The organism is Methylobacillus glycogenes JCM 2850 (assembly GCF_000617925.1).
Lineage (GTDB): Bacteria > Pseudomonadota > Gammaproteobacteria > Burkholderiales > Methylophilaceae > Methylobacillus > Methylobacillus glycogenes.
The window spans coordinates 145,028-161,087 of sequence record NZ_BAMT01000002.1; the positions used below are offsets into that span (position 1 = coordinate 145,028).

The 16,060-nt window shown below is 56.4% G+C and carries 12 protein-coding genes and 1 pseudogene; all 13 read left to right on the forward strand.

Going from position 1 to position 16,060, the window contains the following annotated elements; all coding sequences use genetic code 11:
• Positions 1 to 91 precede the first annotated feature (91 nt).
• A complete protein-coding gene (locus JCM2850_RS22435; RefSeq protein WP_234406096.1) occupies positions 92 to 436 on the forward strand; it encodes a ShlB/FhaC/HecB family protein in 345 nt (114 codons plus the stop codon).
• 15 nt (positions 437 to 451) lie between these two features.
• Entirely contained in the window at positions 452 to 1,141 is a 690-nt protein-coding gene (locus tag JCM2850_RS20310; RefSeq protein ID WP_025870057.1) for a two-partner secretion domain-containing protein, read from the forward strand.
• Positions 1,138 to 8,703: a hypothetical protein gene (locus JCM2850_RS17105; RefSeq protein WP_025870059.1), complete on the forward strand. Its 7,566-nt coding sequence runs from the start codon at positions 1,138 to 1,140 to the stop codon at positions 8,701 to 8,703. Before JCM2850_RS20310 ends, JCM2850_RS17105 begins: the two co-directional genes overlap by 4 nt.
• Positions 8,667 to 9,416, forward strand: coding sequence for a hypothetical protein (locus tag JCM2850_RS20315; protein ID WP_148301196.1), 750 nt, complete (start codon positions 8,667 to 8,669; stop codon positions 9,414 to 9,416). Before JCM2850_RS17105 ends, JCM2850_RS20315 begins: the two co-directional genes overlap by 37 nt.
• Entirely contained in the window at positions 9,341 to 10,327 is a 987-nt protein-coding gene (locus JCM2850_RS20320; RefSeq protein ID WP_081774957.1) for a filamentous hemagglutinin family protein, read from the forward strand. Before JCM2850_RS20315 ends, JCM2850_RS20320 begins: the two co-directional genes overlap by 76 nt.
• Positions 10,328 to 10,473: 146 nt before the next feature.
• Complete coding sequence (locus tag JCM2850_RS17110; RefSeq protein ID WP_234406097.1) at positions 10,474 to 11,778, forward strand: DUF2341 domain-containing protein; 1,305 nt, start codon at positions 10,474 to 10,476, stop codon at positions 11,776 to 11,778.
• The gene (locus JCM2850_RS22440) at positions 11,775 to 12,149 is read left to right on the forward strand and encodes a MotA/TolQ/ExbB proton channel family protein (RefSeq protein ID WP_234406098.1); all 375 of its coding nucleotides are present in this window, start codon (positions 11,775 to 11,777) and stop codon (positions 12,147 to 12,149) included. The genes JCM2850_RS17110 and JCM2850_RS22440 overlap by 4 nt, the downstream gene beginning before the upstream one ends.
• 11 nt (positions 12,150 to 12,160) lie before the next feature.
• Positions 12,161 to 12,568, forward strand: coding sequence for an ExbD/TolR family protein (locus JCM2850_RS04540; RefSeq protein WP_025870063.1), 408 nt, complete (start codon positions 12,161 to 12,163; stop codon positions 12,566 to 12,568).
• 2 nt (positions 12,569 to 12,570) lie between these two features.
• A pseudogene (locus JCM2850_RS17115) lies at positions 12,571 to 12,974 on the forward strand (ExbD/TolR family protein).
• Positions 12,974 to 13,309, forward strand: a complete 336-nt coding sequence (locus JCM2850_RS21275; RefSeq protein ID WP_088177731.1) for a hypothetical protein — start codon at positions 12,974 to 12,976, stop codon at positions 13,307 to 13,309. Before JCM2850_RS17115 ends, JCM2850_RS21275 begins: the two are co-directional and overlap by 1 nt.
• Positions 13,306 to 13,647, forward strand: coding sequence for a TonB family protein (locus JCM2850_RS21280; RefSeq protein ID WP_088177732.1), 342 nt, complete (start codon positions 13,306 to 13,308; stop codon positions 13,645 to 13,647). The genes JCM2850_RS21275 and JCM2850_RS21280 overlap by 4 nt, the downstream gene beginning before the upstream one ends.
• Before the next feature lie 51 nt (positions 13,648 to 13,698).
• Entirely contained in the window at positions 13,699 to 15,345 is a 1,647-nt protein-coding gene (locus JCM2850_RS04555) for a putative porin (protein ID WP_088177733.1), read from the forward strand.
• Between the two features lie 14 nt (positions 15,346 to 15,359).
• Positions 15,360 to 16,040, forward strand: coding sequence for a hypothetical protein (locus JCM2850_RS04560; RefSeq protein ID WP_025870067.1), 681 nt, complete (start codon positions 15,360 to 15,362; stop codon positions 16,038 to 16,040).
• Positions 16,041 to 16,060: the final 20 nt, after the last annotated feature.

The following is a 16,060-nucleotide window of genomic DNA, read 5'->3' on the forward strand; positions in this document are numbered from 1 at the left end:
ATACCTACAAGCTACCCAAGAGCTGGGAGTTGTTCGGTCGTGTCTCTGCCCAGCTGCCTATGCGCCCATCATTGCCAACGAGCAGTTTGTGGTGGGTGGTGCCGATACGGTACGTGGTTATTACGAAGCCTCGGCACTCGGTGATAAGGGCTTGTTCGGCACTGCAGAACTGCGTACACCGTCGCTGGCCAAGTATGTTGGCATGGATGGCGAGCTGGTGGGCTCGGTGTTCTATAGCGCAGGTGAAACCCGCATCTTCAAACCTTTGCCCGAGCAGACCAGCGAGTTCCGCCTGGCATCTGTGGGCATAGGCTTGCAACTGAAAAACTGGCATGGCCTGACCGCCGTGTTTGATTACGCCCGTGCCTTGCGTACGGCAGGATTTGTGGAAAAAGGCGATGACCTGTTGCACTTCAGGCTGGCCTACGATTGGTAGTTTGGGAGATTTAAGATGAATAAAGGCGTATTCCGACTGGTGTTCAACAAGCGCTTGGGCGCTTATGTCCCAGCCCATGAGTTGGCGCATGCTACCTCAAGTGCCGGGCGTAGCCAGCGTGCACGCAAGCGCCTGCTGGCAGCGATGCTGGCGGCCATGGTGCCAGCAGTTGCTCCCGGAATGGTGCTGGCAGACCCTGGCCTGGTGCCATTCGCCAGTTCTGGTCTGATTCCCGGCAGCTCCCCTTGGTCCAACGCTTCCATCACCGGTGTTACGCCTACCATCACCACCATACAGCAGACGGCACCGCAGGCGATTGCCAACTGGGCCCAGTTCAATCTGGCGCGTGAACATACCCTCAACATCAACCAGCAAGCCAACTGGCAGATGCTGCACCGGATTTCCGATCTCAACCCCAGCGTGATTGCTGGCACCATCAATGCGGCGGGTACCAATTATTTCGTCAATACCAATGGCATCATCTTTGCCAATGGCGCGCAGATCAATGTTGGCTCCTTGATGGCGGTCACGTCCAATAGCATGGATGACGCCATGTTTACCCGTGGCCTGCTGTCCAATCTCGGTCAATTGCCGGTATTCAGCAATACCGGCGGCTTTATCAAGGTGGAAGCGGGCGCCAACATCAATGCGGCTACGGGTGGCCGTGTCATGCTGCTGGCCAAGGATGTAGAGAATCATGCGTGATCAACACGCCGGATGGCCAGACTATCCTCGCGGCGGGCGAGCAGATTTACCTGAAATCCAGCACCGACCCCGCAGGTCTGATCGTCGAGGTTAACGCCGGAGGTTCAGCGGCCAATCTGGGCACTATCGTTGCAGACCGCGGCAATGTCACGCTGGTAGGGCTTGCCGTCAACCAGCAAGGCCGCATCTCTGCCAGCACTTCGGTGCGGGCCAATGGCTCCGTACGCCTGCTGGCACGCGACACCATTTCCGCACAGCAGGACAGCACTGGCGGTTACAACTATGTGCCTATGCGTTATGGCACTGTGACCATAGGCAAAAACAGTGTCACCGAGGTCAAGGTGGAAACCAATGACCCGGAGCAAGTACTCGCCAGCCAGACCCTGGCACCGTCGCGCATTGATATTGAAGGCCGTTCGATAGAAGTGAACGGACTGTTGCGCGCCAAGGGTGGTCAGGTCAATATCGCCGCCAAGAATGGGCAGGAAGGCGGCCAGGGTGTGACCACACCTATACGTGTGCTGCTGGGTGAAACTGCGCATATCGATGTTTCTGGCGTCGATACCAAGTCCGCCATGGAAAAGAACCAGCTGGAAGTGCGTCTATTCTCCGACCAGCTCAAGGACACCCCCATGTTGCGTGGTGGGGCCTTGTTTGGTGAAACCGTTTATCTTGATGCACGCAAGGGCACGGATTTATTTGATATCTCGCCCTTACTGGGATTACGCAGCCAGACCATTGCCGAGCGTATGAGTGTGGGCGGTACAGTCAATATCACCTCCACCGGGGATGTCATCAGCAGGCAGGGCTCTGTTATTGATGTTTCTGGTGGCCTCATCGACTATGCGGCAGGCTATATCCGTGAAAGCCAGTTGCTGTACCAGGGCACCACCACGGCAATCTCCAGGGCTAACCGCCAGACCGCCTATGAAGGCTTGAGTGATGTGTGGAAACACACGGATGCAAAATGGGGCTGGACCGACAGGAAGCTGTTGAACCCGAATGACAAGGGCGTCTGGCAGCAAGGCTATCTGGAGGGGCAGGATGCTGGTAAGATCAATATCTCCAGCATCAGCCCGGTAATACTGGATGGCAGTTTGCAGGCCAATACCCGCCATGATGTCACTCAGCGTTTCACTCCACCCGACGGGGGTAAATTCAACCTGACCGTGTCCGGCGGCAGCAGTCTGCATATTGTCGCCAATGCGCCTGCACAGTCAGGCGATATAGCTATCAACGACAGCAATCCGGCGAGCAATACCCAGCTTTCCACGCAGTTACTCAATAACGGTTTCAACCATCTTTCTGTCAATAATATGGGCAGCATAGAGGTGGACACGGCGATCAGCACCACCGGGCATGGTTCGGTTAAGCTCACTGGCGGCAATGTCAATATCAAGCACGACATCACCACGCCAGGCGGTGACATCACGGTGGCTACGCAACTAAGTAACCAGTCCGTGGTGGTTTCAGACAATGTACGCCTGAGTACCGCGGGTACCTGGAGCAATGATATGCCGCGTGTCCCCGGTGCATTCCAGGGCGAAGTGGTACTCGATGGCGGTAATATCGACCTGGGTGCCAGCCAGAATGTGACGCTGGGGCAAGGCTCAGTGCTGGATGCCAGTGCGGGTGCCTGGCTGGATAGTACCGGGCAGTTGCAGACTGGCAATGGCGGCGATATCAGCTTGCGAGCAGCCAATGTGGCCATGGGTGGCAGCCTGAGTTCTCATGGCTTTGACACTGGCGGCAACCTCACCATCGCCACTTCGCAAGATGTGCGCGTAGGCGGGCAGCCAGTTAATCCGGGCGATTTCTGGTTGAGTGAATCCTTCTTCGAGCAAGGTGGCTTCTCGGGTTACCGCATCAGCACTGCGCGCAATGGCGGCAAGATTGTGGTCGGTAGTGAGGCGGGTGCAGAAACCGTGATACACCCGAAGATGGAAACCTTGCGCATGACGGCGGGCTATAACGTCAGGCAGAGTGGTACCAGCATGAGCCAGATCGCCACCCGGGAATACCTGCCCGAGGGGCTGCGGACTCCAGCCACGCTGACTTTCTCTGCGGTAGGCACTGATGCCTTGTCGCAGGCTGACCTCACCGTATTGCCCAATACCATCATCCGCACCGACATGGCCAATATCGCCGGACGCGTAGGGGCCATCACGCTGGAAGCTAGCCGCCAGATGAATATCCTCGGCAGCCTGTTCTCGTCAGCTGGCACCATCAGCCTGGCGCTCAAGGGGGCAGTGGATCAATTACCTTATGACAACCAGCAGAGTATTTGGCTGGGTGAAAACTCGGTCATCAGCACCAAGGGCCAATATGCGCCTTCGGTGAGCACTAGTCTGGAACTGCGAGATGCCAGGATTCTCGATGGTGGTGACATCATCATCGACGCCGAAAAAGGCTTTGTTGTGGCCAAGGAAGGCAGCCTGATGGATGTATCCGGCACCTCAGGCAGTGTGGATATAGACACAGGTAATGGCGTAGTGCGCCAGCAACTGGATGGTGCCGCTGGCAGCATCACCATCACGGCGCGTGAAGGCATGATACTGGATGGCGAATTCCTCGCCAGTGCCAATGGTACAGGCGCAGGCGGTACGCTCAAGCTGGCATTGGCTGGCGATCTGACGCCTTCATCACAAACACCCAGCCCACCCACGGGCGAGCGGGTACTTACCGTCACCAGCAATAAGCAAGTGCTGGGAAACAATCTCAACCCCAGAGATAGCCTGGCTGGTATAGAAGGCAAGGCGCAGATTTCCACCGCGCAGATAGACCGTGGGCAGTTTGACCATGTCAGCCTGGAAAGCACTACAGCTGACCGTTTGCCGACAGCCATAGAGCGTGACCGGATTGTGCTGGAAAGTGGCGTCAAGCTGAACGCAGCAGAAACCCTGGCACTGCACGCCGCGGCATTTGAAGTCAGTGGCAATGGACATGCCGAAATCAATGCCTCCCATGTCAGCCTGATTACCCAAGATGCCAATCAGACGGTGACCACAGGGGACGCCACGCTGCAGATCAATGCCGACTGGATAGACCTTAATGGCCAGATCAATATTTCCGGCGTCAAGGAAACCACGCTCAATAGCCGCCTGGATATCCGTGGTCGCGGCATTGCCTTTGGCAACGCTGGCTCACTGCGCAGCAATGGCGTCATGAACTTGACTGCACGACAGATTTATCCAGTCAGCAACAGCAGCTTTGATTTTGAAGCGCTGGGCAGCAATAGCGAAATTGTCGTCAAATCCAGTGGTGAAGCCTATAAGCCAGTATTTAGTGCTGGTGGCAAACTCGGACTCAAGGCCACTAATATTCGTCAGGAAGGGGTGCTGCTGGCACCTCTGGGGCAGATTGCCCTGCAGGCCACAGACAAGGTCAGCCTGGCGGCTGGCAGCCTGACCTCGGTATCGGCTGCGGGCCTGAGTATTCCCTATGGCACCACACAACAGGGAGGCACAACCTGGGTGCTGCCCAATGGCCTGGGCAATACTCCCATAGACAAGCGCGTTAGCTATAGCGGCAAGCAGGTAGAGATGAACAGTGGTGCCGTGGTGGATATCTCCGGCAGCGGCAATACTTTTGCCTATGAATGGATACCTGGTATTGGCGGTTCTGCCGACCTGCTATCACAAGCCGGGGTGTACGCCATCATGCCTGGCATGCAGGGCGAATATGCACCGTTTGATTATGACTACACCAAGAGCAATGCCCCAGAGATAGGCAAAGCAGTCTATCTGAGCAATGTGGCGGGTCTGGCCGATGGCTACTACACCTTGCTGCCTGCGCACTATGCGCTGCTGGAAGGTGCTTTCATGTTGCAAACCTCTACCCTCAATGTGCTGCCTGGCAATGGCGGCGTACTGCATGATGGTTCCAGCATTGCATCCGGCTTTTACACCAACGTCAATCAAAGCAGCCGTGATCCGCACTGGCAGACTTTCCGCGTTACCAACGGTAATGTCTTCCGTGCGCCAGCCACCGCCAGTTCCTTTGCACCTGCGGAATACATGATTACCAGCGGTAACAGCTATTTTGCTGAAAAAGCCGCCACGGCAGGGCTGGCTGCTCCGCGCAACGCGGCGGATGCCGGGCAACTGGTGTTGAATGCCAGTGAATCGCTCACCCTCAATGCCACGCTGAACACCAGCAAGGCAGCGGGTGCGCGTGGGGCGATGGTGGATATCGTCTCTGACAAGATCAGCGTGGTCTCCCAAGTTGGTGCGGATGATGGCACCCTGCAAATCAGCAGTGGTTCGCTTTCTGCGCTGAATGCGGAAAGCATACTGCTGGGTGGTGCGCGTACCCAGGGCGAGGAGGCCGTTGTCATCAGCACCACTGCGCGTGAAGTCAGCTTCCGCAATGATGATGCGCATGCGCTCAAGGTGAATCAGTTGATTGCCAGCGCCACAGACAGTGTGACGGTGGAAAGCGGCGCTGTGATTGAAGCGGTAGCGGGTGCTGACCAGGGCACCACCAATCTCCGAGTCACGGGTGATGGCGCTTTGCTGGCTGTCTCGGGCAATAGCGATCTGGTATTTGACCGCAGCGGCGCCAGCAACCAGGGTGGTGTGCTGGATGTGCAACAGGATAGCAAAGTCACGGCAGCACGCTCGCTGGTACTCGATGCCGCATATTCTTCCACTCTTGCCGGGCAGGTGGGTGTCGGTGATGGTGGCTCGGTCACTCTGGGTGCCAACAGCATTATCCTGGGTAATCCCCTGGCCAACGTGAGCGGCATGCGCGTAGACAATGCACTGCTGGCCAGCCTGGGCAATCTGCGTCAGGTGACGCTCAACAGCCATAGCAACCTTAATCTATATGGCGCTGTCGATTTCGGCAGTGAAAATCTCAATCTCACCATCAATGCCGCAGGGGTGGTGGGGCATGAACTGGCCAACGCGGCTGAATCCAGGCTTACGGCCAACCAGCTGGTGCTGAAGAATTCTGCCGGGGCGGCATTGGACCCTAGTGCAGCGCCTGCCAGCGGCAAGCTGGCTATCAATGCTAATCAGTTCAGCGTTGAAGGCCGTAACGCGGCAGCGAGCAATCAGCCTGCCCAGGCCGGGCAATTCACGATAGCGGGCTTTGAGGCCGTAGAGCTCAACAGTGCAGGTGACTTTATTTACCGTGGCACAGGCCAGCTTAATCTGCACGCTGCAAACAGCAGCATCAGCAGTAGCCGCATCACTGCCGCCACTGGCACCAATTACACCACCAACGCCACAGGCAGCCTGCAGACCATTGCTAACGGCAATGCGGCGCAGACGACGATAGCCGGACTGGGTGCCAAGCTCAATATGGTGGCAAGCAACCTCAGTCTGGGCGGCAATGTAGATCTGGCCTCCGGTCAGTTCACGGCGCGCAGCACCCAGGGCAATCTCAATGTGGCCAGTGATGCACGCATCAACACCGCTTCACGCAAGATTGCGTTTGAGCAGTTCAGTGCGCATACCCCAGGCGGCGTGATCAGCCTGCAAGCGGACCAGAGCAATATCGTGGTGGCCAGCGGCGCTAGCTTGGATGTCAGCGGCGGCGAGGGTGGCAATGCCGGTACGCTCAAACTCACTGCCAGCCAGGGTGAGGTGCAGATTGCCGATGGCACGCTGCATGGCCAGGCCAGTGCAGGTAAAAATGCCGGAGTGGTGCAGGTGGATGTTGGCTCATTGGCAGATTTCTCCAGCCTGAACCAGGCCTTGAATCAGGGTGGTTTTACCCATGCGCGTGAAATGCGCGTACGCAATGGCGATGTGCAGATTGCGGCCGGGGATGTGGTGCAAGCAGGGGACTTTATCCTCAGTGCCGATGGCGGCAAGGTGGAGATTGCTGGCAAGGTAGACGCCAGCGGCAAGGATGGCGGCACTATTCAGGTTTATGCCAAGCAGGATATCCAGCTGACGGCTGGCTCGCAGTTGCTGGCCAAAGGCGATGCTGCCTCTGGCAGTGGCGGCAAGGTGTTGCTGTCCAGTGATAGCGGCCAGATTCAGGCGACGGTGTTTGAGGCGGATGGCGTGACTCGCCGTGCCGATGCTGCGCTAATTGATGTGGGCGGTGATACGCGTGGCGAGGTGATCATGCGTGCCTCACGCGTGGGCACTTCCGGGCTGATGGTGCATGAGGATGCACCAGCGGCGATTGCAGGCGCAGACAGGATAGTGCTCGAGTCGCTCAAGGTCACCAATACTGTCAATACCCTGAACAGCACAACGCTGAACAATCTGCGTAGTGAAATCAATGACTTCTATCTGGATGCAAACAACACTGCCGTGCGCTATGCCGCTAGCAGTGATGGCGTCAATGCCATCGTGGCGCCGCATACCGAATTGCGTATCAGCGGTGATGGCACTTTGCAGAATGACTGGAACCTGCGTGACCTGTCCCAGGGGCGTAATGGTGTGCTGACCATACGCAGCAGTGGCAATCTGCAGCTGAATGGCAGCCTCAGTGATGGCTACAATGGTGCGGTGGCGGGGAGTGCGCTGGCGACTGGCAATTCCTGGGACATCAATCTGGTGTCCGGTGCTGATCTGTCAGCAGTCAGCCCCATGGCCACTATCAAGGACAGCAGTGGCGGTAATATGACACTGGCCGCCAACAAGCTGGTGCGCACAGGCACAGGCGATATCAATATTGCCACTGGCGGCAATCTGACGCTGACCAATGCCGCTTCTGTCATCTACACCGCAGGACAGGCCGCAGATAGCTTGCCGGGCTTTGTCTCTGCCAGCACGGCAGACGGTTTTGGTACTAACGGTGCGCAGTTCCTCATCAATGGTGGCGATCTGACCATCAATGCTCAGGGCAATATCACTGGCTCGCTGCTGGCACCTAGCAGCGGTACCCAGCAACTGGTCAACAACTGGCTGTTCCGCCAGGCAGGCGGTACCAATAACCGCCACACCAGCTGGTGGCTGCGTACCGACCTGTTCCAGCAAGGGGTTGCTGCCTTTGGTGGTGGCGATGTGGACATCAAATCCGGCGGCAATATCAAGTATTTCTCTGCCTCAACCCCCACCACTGCGCGCTATGCAGGCATAGGCACTGGCGACAGCAGCATACTGGGCGGTGGTAACCTCAGCGTGGTGGCGGAGGGCGATATCCTCAGCGGCGTGTACTTTGTCGGCAAGGGGCAGCTTGATCTGCAGGCGGGTGGCCAGATTAACCGCAGTCCTGATGTCAATCTTCAGGGTAACCCTCTGACCTTCGGCACCACGCTGGCGTTGCAGGATGCCAAGGCCAATGTCAGTGCTGTCAACGGGGCTTATATAGAGACAGTGTTCAATCCTACGCTGTTTGCCCAGGCCACCCTGAACTCGCCCACTGGCTCCATCAATCCTAATGGTCGTAGCGCGTTCTTCAATACTTATTCCGATCTTGCCGCGGTAGAGATTTCCTCACTGACCGGGGCCATTACCTTTGGTCTGGACCGGGTAACGAATATCTCCAGCAAGATGAACGGGCTTTCAACGGTCAATACCTCCGAAAATAGCCTGACCTTCTATCCTGCTCGGTTAAAGCCGTGGCCTTCAATGGCGATATCAACGTCGGGCAGATGAAGCTGATGCCAAGCAGTGCAGGCAATCTCAGCCTGCTGGCAGCGGGCAATATCATTGCCGACCAGATCACCATGTCCGATGCCGATGCCAGCGTGATCCCCACCGTGGCATCGCCCATCACCTCGGCGATCAACCTCAGTGGTATTCTCACCAGTAACCACTCCTTGATTCCATTGCATCGCAATAGCACCACGCCTATCAGCATCGTGGCGCGAGAAGGTTCGATCTCGCCGTGGATAGGCACGACCACCGTGCTGAATCTGCCCAAGGCCGCCGTGATTATTGCCAAGCAGGATATCCGCAATCTGGAAGCCAATCTGCAGCATCTGAGTCCTGGTGATCTGAGTGTAGTGAAAGCCGGACGTGATTTGACCTATGTCAATGTTAATCAGGCCGGTGGCATCAATATCAGTGGCCCCGGCAATTTGCTGGTGGAGGCCGGGCGTACCCTGGATCTGGGTCGCAGCAACGGTATCAATAGCCTGGCGAATACCACCAATCCTGCACTGCCGGAAACCGGGGCCTCGGTCATGGTGCTGGCAGGCACAGGCAGAAACGCCAGCCTGCAAGACTATATCAATCTCTATATCAACCGGATGGCAGCGGCCCCAGTGTGCTGCAGGGCAATGCGGATGGTATGGCTGCTTATCGCGGCAATACTTCGCTGGCATTGGCCAAATACATGCGCGAGATTGTTGGCGATCAGAGTCTGAGCGAAGCCGATGCCATGACGCGTTTCCTGGCGCTGGATAGTGATAGGCAAGCGGTATTTGTCTACCGTCATTTCTCTTCCGAATTGCTGGAGTCGGGCAAGGCCTTTGCGGATGTGGGTCATCATCAGCGTGGCGACAGCGCCATTGCCACCCTGTGGCAGGGTGACAACTACCAGGGTGATCTCAATCTGTTTGAAAGCCGCATACGCACGGTGCGTGATGGCAGCATAGATTTGCTGGCACCAGGCGGCATGATCAATGTGGGCGTGGCAGGCGGTGAGGGGGGCGGCAATATCGGTATTGTCACCGAGCAGGGCGGCGATATCCGCGCCTTTGCCGACACTGGCTTCCAAGTTAACCAGTCGCGTGTGATCACCCAGTTTGGCAGTGACATCACGGTCTGGGTCAACAATGGCGATATTGATGCCGGACGTGGCTCCAAGACGGCTTTGTCCATGCCTGAGGTAGAAATCAGTACCGATATCTATGGCAATACTGTGCGCCGGGTCAAGGGTGCGGCGGCCGGTAGCGGTATTCAGGCACAGACTTACGACCCGGATGGCTGGCTGGGCCCATTGCAGCAACCTGCACGTGGCACGGTGTCATTGCTGGCGCCACGCGGCTTGCTTAACCTGAACGAGGCCGGGGTGGTGGCGGGTAACTTCCTGGTTGTCGGCCCCATCACCGGGCCGGGTGGCCTCACGGTGCTGGGTACCTCGCAAGGGGTGGCGGCAGTACCCACCAGTACAGTGGCGGGTGCCAATGTATCCAGCAGCACGGCGGGTGCTTCCGCGATGAATGCGGCCACAGATCTGAGCCGTCTGGCGCCGGCGCAGGACTTTAGCCCCAAGAATCTGATGCCATCGTTTGTGTCTGTGGAAATTCTCAGCTTGGGTAATATCCTGCGCTAAGCCGCAACAGCAGGTGGACTCAGCAAAAAGGACTAGGCCGAGCCTAGTCCTTTTTACATATTGGTGACACAGCAATTTCACATACAAGTCACTGTTGAGTCACACATGAAATTTATATTACGCGCTTTGTTCTGGAGCGCGGTTCGATGTTGAGAAAGTATGTAGTTCTGCTGATGTTGCTGCTGGGGTCAAGCCTGGTACACGCCGAATGGAATGAGGCCAGCAAAGAAGCATGGGGTAGCCGCGCCAAAATCACCATTAATGCGGCAGGGATTACTGCGGCTGAACCCGAAGTGCCTGTAGTCTTGCGCCTGCACTCCGGCAACTTCGACTTTTCCAGTGCCAATCTCGATGGTTCCGACCTGCGTGTAGTGGCGGGTGACGACAAGACCGAACTTAAATTCCATATCGAGAAATTCGATTCCATCAATGAGTTGGCGGTGATCTGGGTTCTGCTGCCCAAGCTCGACCCTGCGGCCAAGGACGCACATATCTGGCTGTACTCCGGTAACGAAACCGCGACCTCAACAGCAGACGCAGCAGGGAGTTTTGATGCTGCTACCGCTGCGGTATTCCACTTTGCCGAAAGCACCTTGCTGCAGGACAGCAAGCGTGGCCTGACCGCCTCAGGCAATGTCACCGTGCAAAAAGCTGCCTTGATAGGTGAAGCGGCGGTATTGAATGGTGAGCCGCTAGTGCTGGCCGCTAATCCGGCGCTGGCGCTTAACGATGCACAGGGCTTTAGCTTCACAGCCTGGCTCAAGCCTGGTGCTGCTGAAGGCACGCTGTATCAACAAGGCGCTGTGACCATCAGCCTGGCGGCTGGCAAGCTGCAATTCAACAACGGCAGCGCTGTGGTCGCAGGTGGCGAGCTCAAGCCTGCGGCCTGGCAACATGTTGCCGTGACAGTGGCTGGCGGCAAGGCTGTGCTGTATATCGATGGCGCTGAAGTTGCCAACGGTGCGGCCGCGCTGCCTGCACTGCAGGATGCCGTACAAGTTGGCAATGGCTATCAGGGTGAGCTGGACGAGCTGGTGCTGGCTTCGGCTGCCCGCAGCGCTGCCTGGATCAAGGCAGCAGCCAGCGGCCAAAGCATGGATGGTCAGTTGATTAAGGTGAGCGCCGCCGAAGGTGAAGATGAAGAAGAGGGCGGTAGCTCGCACTTTATGGTGCTGTTCCACAGCCTGACCGTGGATGCCTGGGTGGTCATTATTATTCTGGCCGTGATGTTTGCGATCAGTGCTGCGGTGATGGTGGCCAAGGCGCGCCAGGTGGCACGCAATGACAAGGCCAACCGCATCTTTATCAATCGTTTCAATGACGCGGGGCATGCCGAGTTGCTGCAGCTGGATCAGGGTGCTGATATCCAGAACTCCACCGTGGTACGCCTGTATTTGGCTGGTCTGCGCGAGATTCGCAAACGTTATGACGAGGCAGGTCACTGGCGTTGAGTGGAGCTTCGCTGGATGCGATCAAGGCTGCAGTAGATGCCGACCTGATCCGTGAAAACAAAAAGCTCAATAGCAATGTCGTGCTGCTCACCATTGCGATTTCCGGCGGTCCTTTCCTCGGCCTGCTCGGTACCGTGATCGGTGTGATGATTACCTTTGCCGAAATTGCGGCGGCGGGTGATGTCAACGTAAACGCGATTGCGCCGGGTATTGCCGCGGCGCTGATGGCAACGGTAGCAGGTCTGGCGGTGGCGATTCCAGCCTTGTTTGGCTACAACTATCTGTCCAGCCGCATCAAGAATATCAACACCGATATGCAGATTTTCGTGGATGAGTACATCACCCGCGTGGCTGAGCTCTACGGCAAGTAAGCGGAGCGCACATGGCCGATATCAAGGAAGACAACCAGCCCTATGACGAGATCAACATCACGCCCATGCTTGATCTCGCCTATGTGCTGCTGGTCATCTTCATCATCATGACCACGGCTTCGGTACAGGGCGTAAAAGTGGAAATTCCGCAGACCAGCGCCACTGGCAACCTGGCCAAGCCTGATATACGCGGCATCACCATCACTGGCGAGGGCGATGTCTATCTGGATGCCTATCCGGTAGATCTCGCCACGCTGGAGCAGCGCCTGGGTGAATACAAGGCCAACAATCCCGAGTTGCCCGTGGTACTCAAGGGCGATGCTGCCGCACATTACGAGAAGGTTTCCGCCGTGCTGGAAATATGCAAGAAGCTGGGCATCACGGAAGTGGGCCTGGTGACCAAGAAAGCCGAGGGTTAGCCATGCAGGTTCAGGACGACAGCAAACCCTACGACTCCATCAATATCACGCCCATGCTGGATTTGGCCTATGTGCTGCTGGTGATCTTTATTCTGATGACCACGGCTTCGGTGCAGGGCCTGACCATGAATCTACCAAGCCCTCCAACAAGCCCAGCACCGAGCAGCATGAAGTGAAGATTGTGCAGGTGCAGGAAGGTGGCGGCCTGTTGCTCAATGGCATGGGCGTCAACCTCACTGAGCTGGAAAGCCAGCTCAATGCCGCGCGCGCGCGTGACCCCAAGTTCTCGGTAATGATCAAGGGCGATGCACGTGCGCCTTATGCCGGGATTGTCTCGGTGGTGGATTTGGTGACGCGCATGGAAATCCAGAACGTCGGTCTGGTGACTTCAAGGATAGGCACCTGATGGCAGCAGAGAATCAAAAGCCAAGTAAGGCCAATGCGGTATGGCTGGTAGTAGGTGGGTTGGTGTTCCTGGCGCTGGCTTATGGCGTGTACAGCCTGCTTTCCAGCAAGCCTGGCCCCAAGAAGCCGCCAGTGACCACGGTGAAGTTATTGCCGGATACGCCACCGCCACCTCCGCCGCCACCCAAGGAGCCGCCTAAAGAGCAGCCCAAGGAAGAACCTAAGGAAATCAAGGTGGAGCAGCCCAAGCCCATAGACGCACCGCCTGAGCCGCAGAACCTGAAGATGGAAGCGATGCCGGGGATGCACCTAGTGCCTTTGGTGCTGGCAAGGTGAGCAGTGATTACAACGGTGGCGATGTTGGCGTGAAGATAGGTGGCAACAAAGGGCTGGCCGCCTATGCCTGGTACACCGGCAAGATCAAGTCGCAGATAGAAGAAGCGATTGCCAAGCAGCCCGAACTGGCGCGCGAGCAATACAAACTGGTGGTATCTATCTGGCTGGATAAGGCAGGCAATGTAGAGAAGCTGGAATTGCAGTCCTCTACGGGTGACGAGAAAAAAGATGAATTGCTGCGCAAGGCATTGCAATCCATACAGCGCATCAGCGATGCGCCACCGGACGATATGCCGCAACCAGTGAAGTTGCGGATATCGGCCAAGAGTGTGGGTTGAAGCAGTACCAAGAATCAAACAGGCCGCAAGGCCCAGATTAAGGCTTAAGACATGATGAAGACAGAAGTACTCAAGATGAAGCCGATTGCACTGGCGCTAGCCTGGACGTTGATGGCATCCAATGCAGTCGCAGGCGAGCGGGAATCGCTGGAGCAGTTGCGTAATACTACCGTAGGCCTGATCGAGGCCCTGGTGCAGGAAGGCATATTGTCACGCGACAAGGCTGAAGCCTTGCTGCAAAAGGCCGAGCAAGCAAAGCAGGCATCCGCCACGGAAGCCAAAGCTGATGCCGAAACTGCGGCAGTAGCCGGGGCGGTTGCTGCTGCTGATAATCAGGTGGTGCGTGTGCAATATGTGCCGGACTTTGTTAAGCAGCAGTTGCGTGCGGATATCGAGAAAGATGTCATGGCCAAGCTTAACTATCATGTAGAGGAAGAGCGCCTCAAACTGCCGGACTGGCTCGATAGAATCTCCTTCGAGGGTGATATACGCCTGCGTTATGAACCAGTGCGTTTCTCTGAGCGTAATGCGCCGGAATTTGTCTTCGCCAGTGATACCAATCGCCAGTTCATCATGCCCAATACCACTGAAGACCAGGACAGATACCGCGTGCGTGCGCGCTTTGGTATCAATGCCAAAATCAGCGACTGGTTGACTGCGGGCATACGCATGACCAGCGGCCATATGGATAACCCGCTCTCGCCCAATCAGTCTATCGATATCCGTGCGGGCAAGCTGGATTGGGGTCTGGATCGCGTGTTCATCACCGCCAAGCCCTATTCCTGGGCCAGCGTTAGTGCCGGGCGCTTTGCCAATCCTTTCTTTTCAACCGATATGGTGTGGGATAGATCGCTGGCTTTTGACGGTGCAGCGGCCAGCTTTATGCCCAAGTTCAATAATCAGTGGTCAGGTTTTGGTACCGTCGGTGCCTTCCCTATTGACCAGGTACAGAAGGGCGATGTCAATCGTGCCAAGGATAAGTGGTTCCTGGGCGCGCAAGGTGGTTTCGAGTGGACCAGTCCCAACCAGTCCAAGGCCAAGGTCGGCCTGGCTTACTATGATTTCAAGAATGTGGAAGGTATCGCCAACAATGGCGTAGGCGTGCTGGATATGCGCTATAACGGCACGGTCATGCCCTATAGGCAAAAGGGTAACAATACCTTCGATATTCATAGAAACGGCGCCACGCAGTCTTGCGGCTTCGTCAACTCTGGCGGCGTGGCGGGTTATACCAGTGCAGGTTGCGGTCTGGCCTCCAAATTCCGCGTGGTCAACCTCACAGGCCAGATCGATCTGGCAGCGTTTGACCCGGTACATGTGATTCTGCAAGGTGATTACGCGGTTAATATCGGTTTTGACCAGAATGAAATCTTGCGTCGCACCGGGGTGGATTACGAAAAGGAAAATGTTGCCTATCAGGTGCGTCTGGCAGTGGGTATGCCTGAAATAAAGCAGCGTCATGACTGGCAGGTGTTTGGGGCCTATAAAAAGCTGGAAGCCGATTCGGTAATGGATTCCTTTACTGATTCCGACTTCCACCTTGGTGGCACCAATGCCAAGGGCTTCATACTCGGCGGTTACTATGGCGTAGACAAGAACACTTGGCTGACAGCACGCTGGTTGAGCACCAAAGAGATCAGTGGCACCTTGCCCTTGTCCATTGATGTCCTGCAGTTTGACCTGACAACGCGATTCTGATCATGAGCATGTTGATGAAGAAATCCCGTGGTGTCTGGTGCAATGTTGGCAGCAGCCTGCTATTAGCGGTCAGTATATTGAGTGTCTCTCAGGTAATTCCGGCGCACGCTGCAGATAAGGACAAGGCCGCCAAGCAGCAGGAAAAGCGCATGCGTCAGATGGTGCAGCAAGCGCAGGCAGAAAAGCAGGAGCTGCAAGCCAAGTTTGATCAGGAGAGCGCCAAGCTCAAGCAGGAAGTAGAGGCGGAGCAGGCCAAGGCCAATGCCCTGCAAGGCAGTATCAGCAGCGCCAATCGCAAGAATGCGGCCTTGAATGCAGACCTGGAAAAGCTACAGCAAGAAAAGGCTAAGCTTGCAGAAGAGAAGCAGGCCGTGCAGGACAAGCTTGCCAGCGCAGAGCAACAACTTGCGGAAGCCCGCGATGTGATACGCAAGGGTGAAGCCGAGCGCACTGCCATGCAGGCGACCATCGTCAAGAAGCAGCAACAGGTGAATGCCAGCCAGGAAAAGAACGACAGATTGCATGACTTTGGCCTGCAACTGGTCAAGATTTATGACAAGCCCAGTACCTATGAGCAAGTAATGCGCGACGAGAAATTTACGCAATTGAAGCGCGTAGAGCTGGAGAATATCCTACAGGACTATCGCGATAAACTCGACGAAGCCAAGGCTGTGCCTGGTGAAATCAAGCAATAGATACACCAGAGATTAGCGTG

What these genes read in the sequence shown, in the direction of transcription:
- JCM2850_RS04560 (WP_025870067.1), top strand. Translation starts at nt 15,360, where the DNA reads ATGAAGAAATCCCGTGGTGTCTGGTGCAATGTTGGCAGCAGCCTGCTA.
- JCM2850_RS17110 (WP_234406097.1), top strand. Translation starts at nt 10,474, where the DNA reads ATGTTGAGAAAGTATGTAGTTCTGCTGATGTTGCTGCTGGGGTCAAGC.
- JCM2850_RS21275 (WP_088177731.1), top strand. Translation starts at nt 12,974, where the DNA reads ATGGCAGCAGAGAATCAAAAGCCAAGTAAGGCCAATGCGGTATGGCTG.
- JCM2850_RS20320 (WP_081774957.1), top strand. Translation starts at nt 9,341, where the DNA reads ATGGCTGCTTATCGCGGCAATACTTCGCTGGCATTGGCCAAATACATG.
- JCM2850_RS04540 (WP_025870063.1), top strand. Translation starts at nt 12,161, where the DNA reads ATGGCCGATATCAAGGAAGACAACCAGCCCTATGACGAGATCAACATC.
- JCM2850_RS04555 (WP_088177733.1), top strand. Translation starts at nt 13,699, where the DNA reads ATGATGAAGACAGAAGTACTCAAGATGAAGCCGATTGCACTGGCGCTA.
- JCM2850_RS20310 (WP_025870057.1), top strand. Translation starts at nt 452, where the DNA reads ATGAATAAAGGCGTATTCCGACTGGTGTTCAACAAGCGCTTGGGCGCT.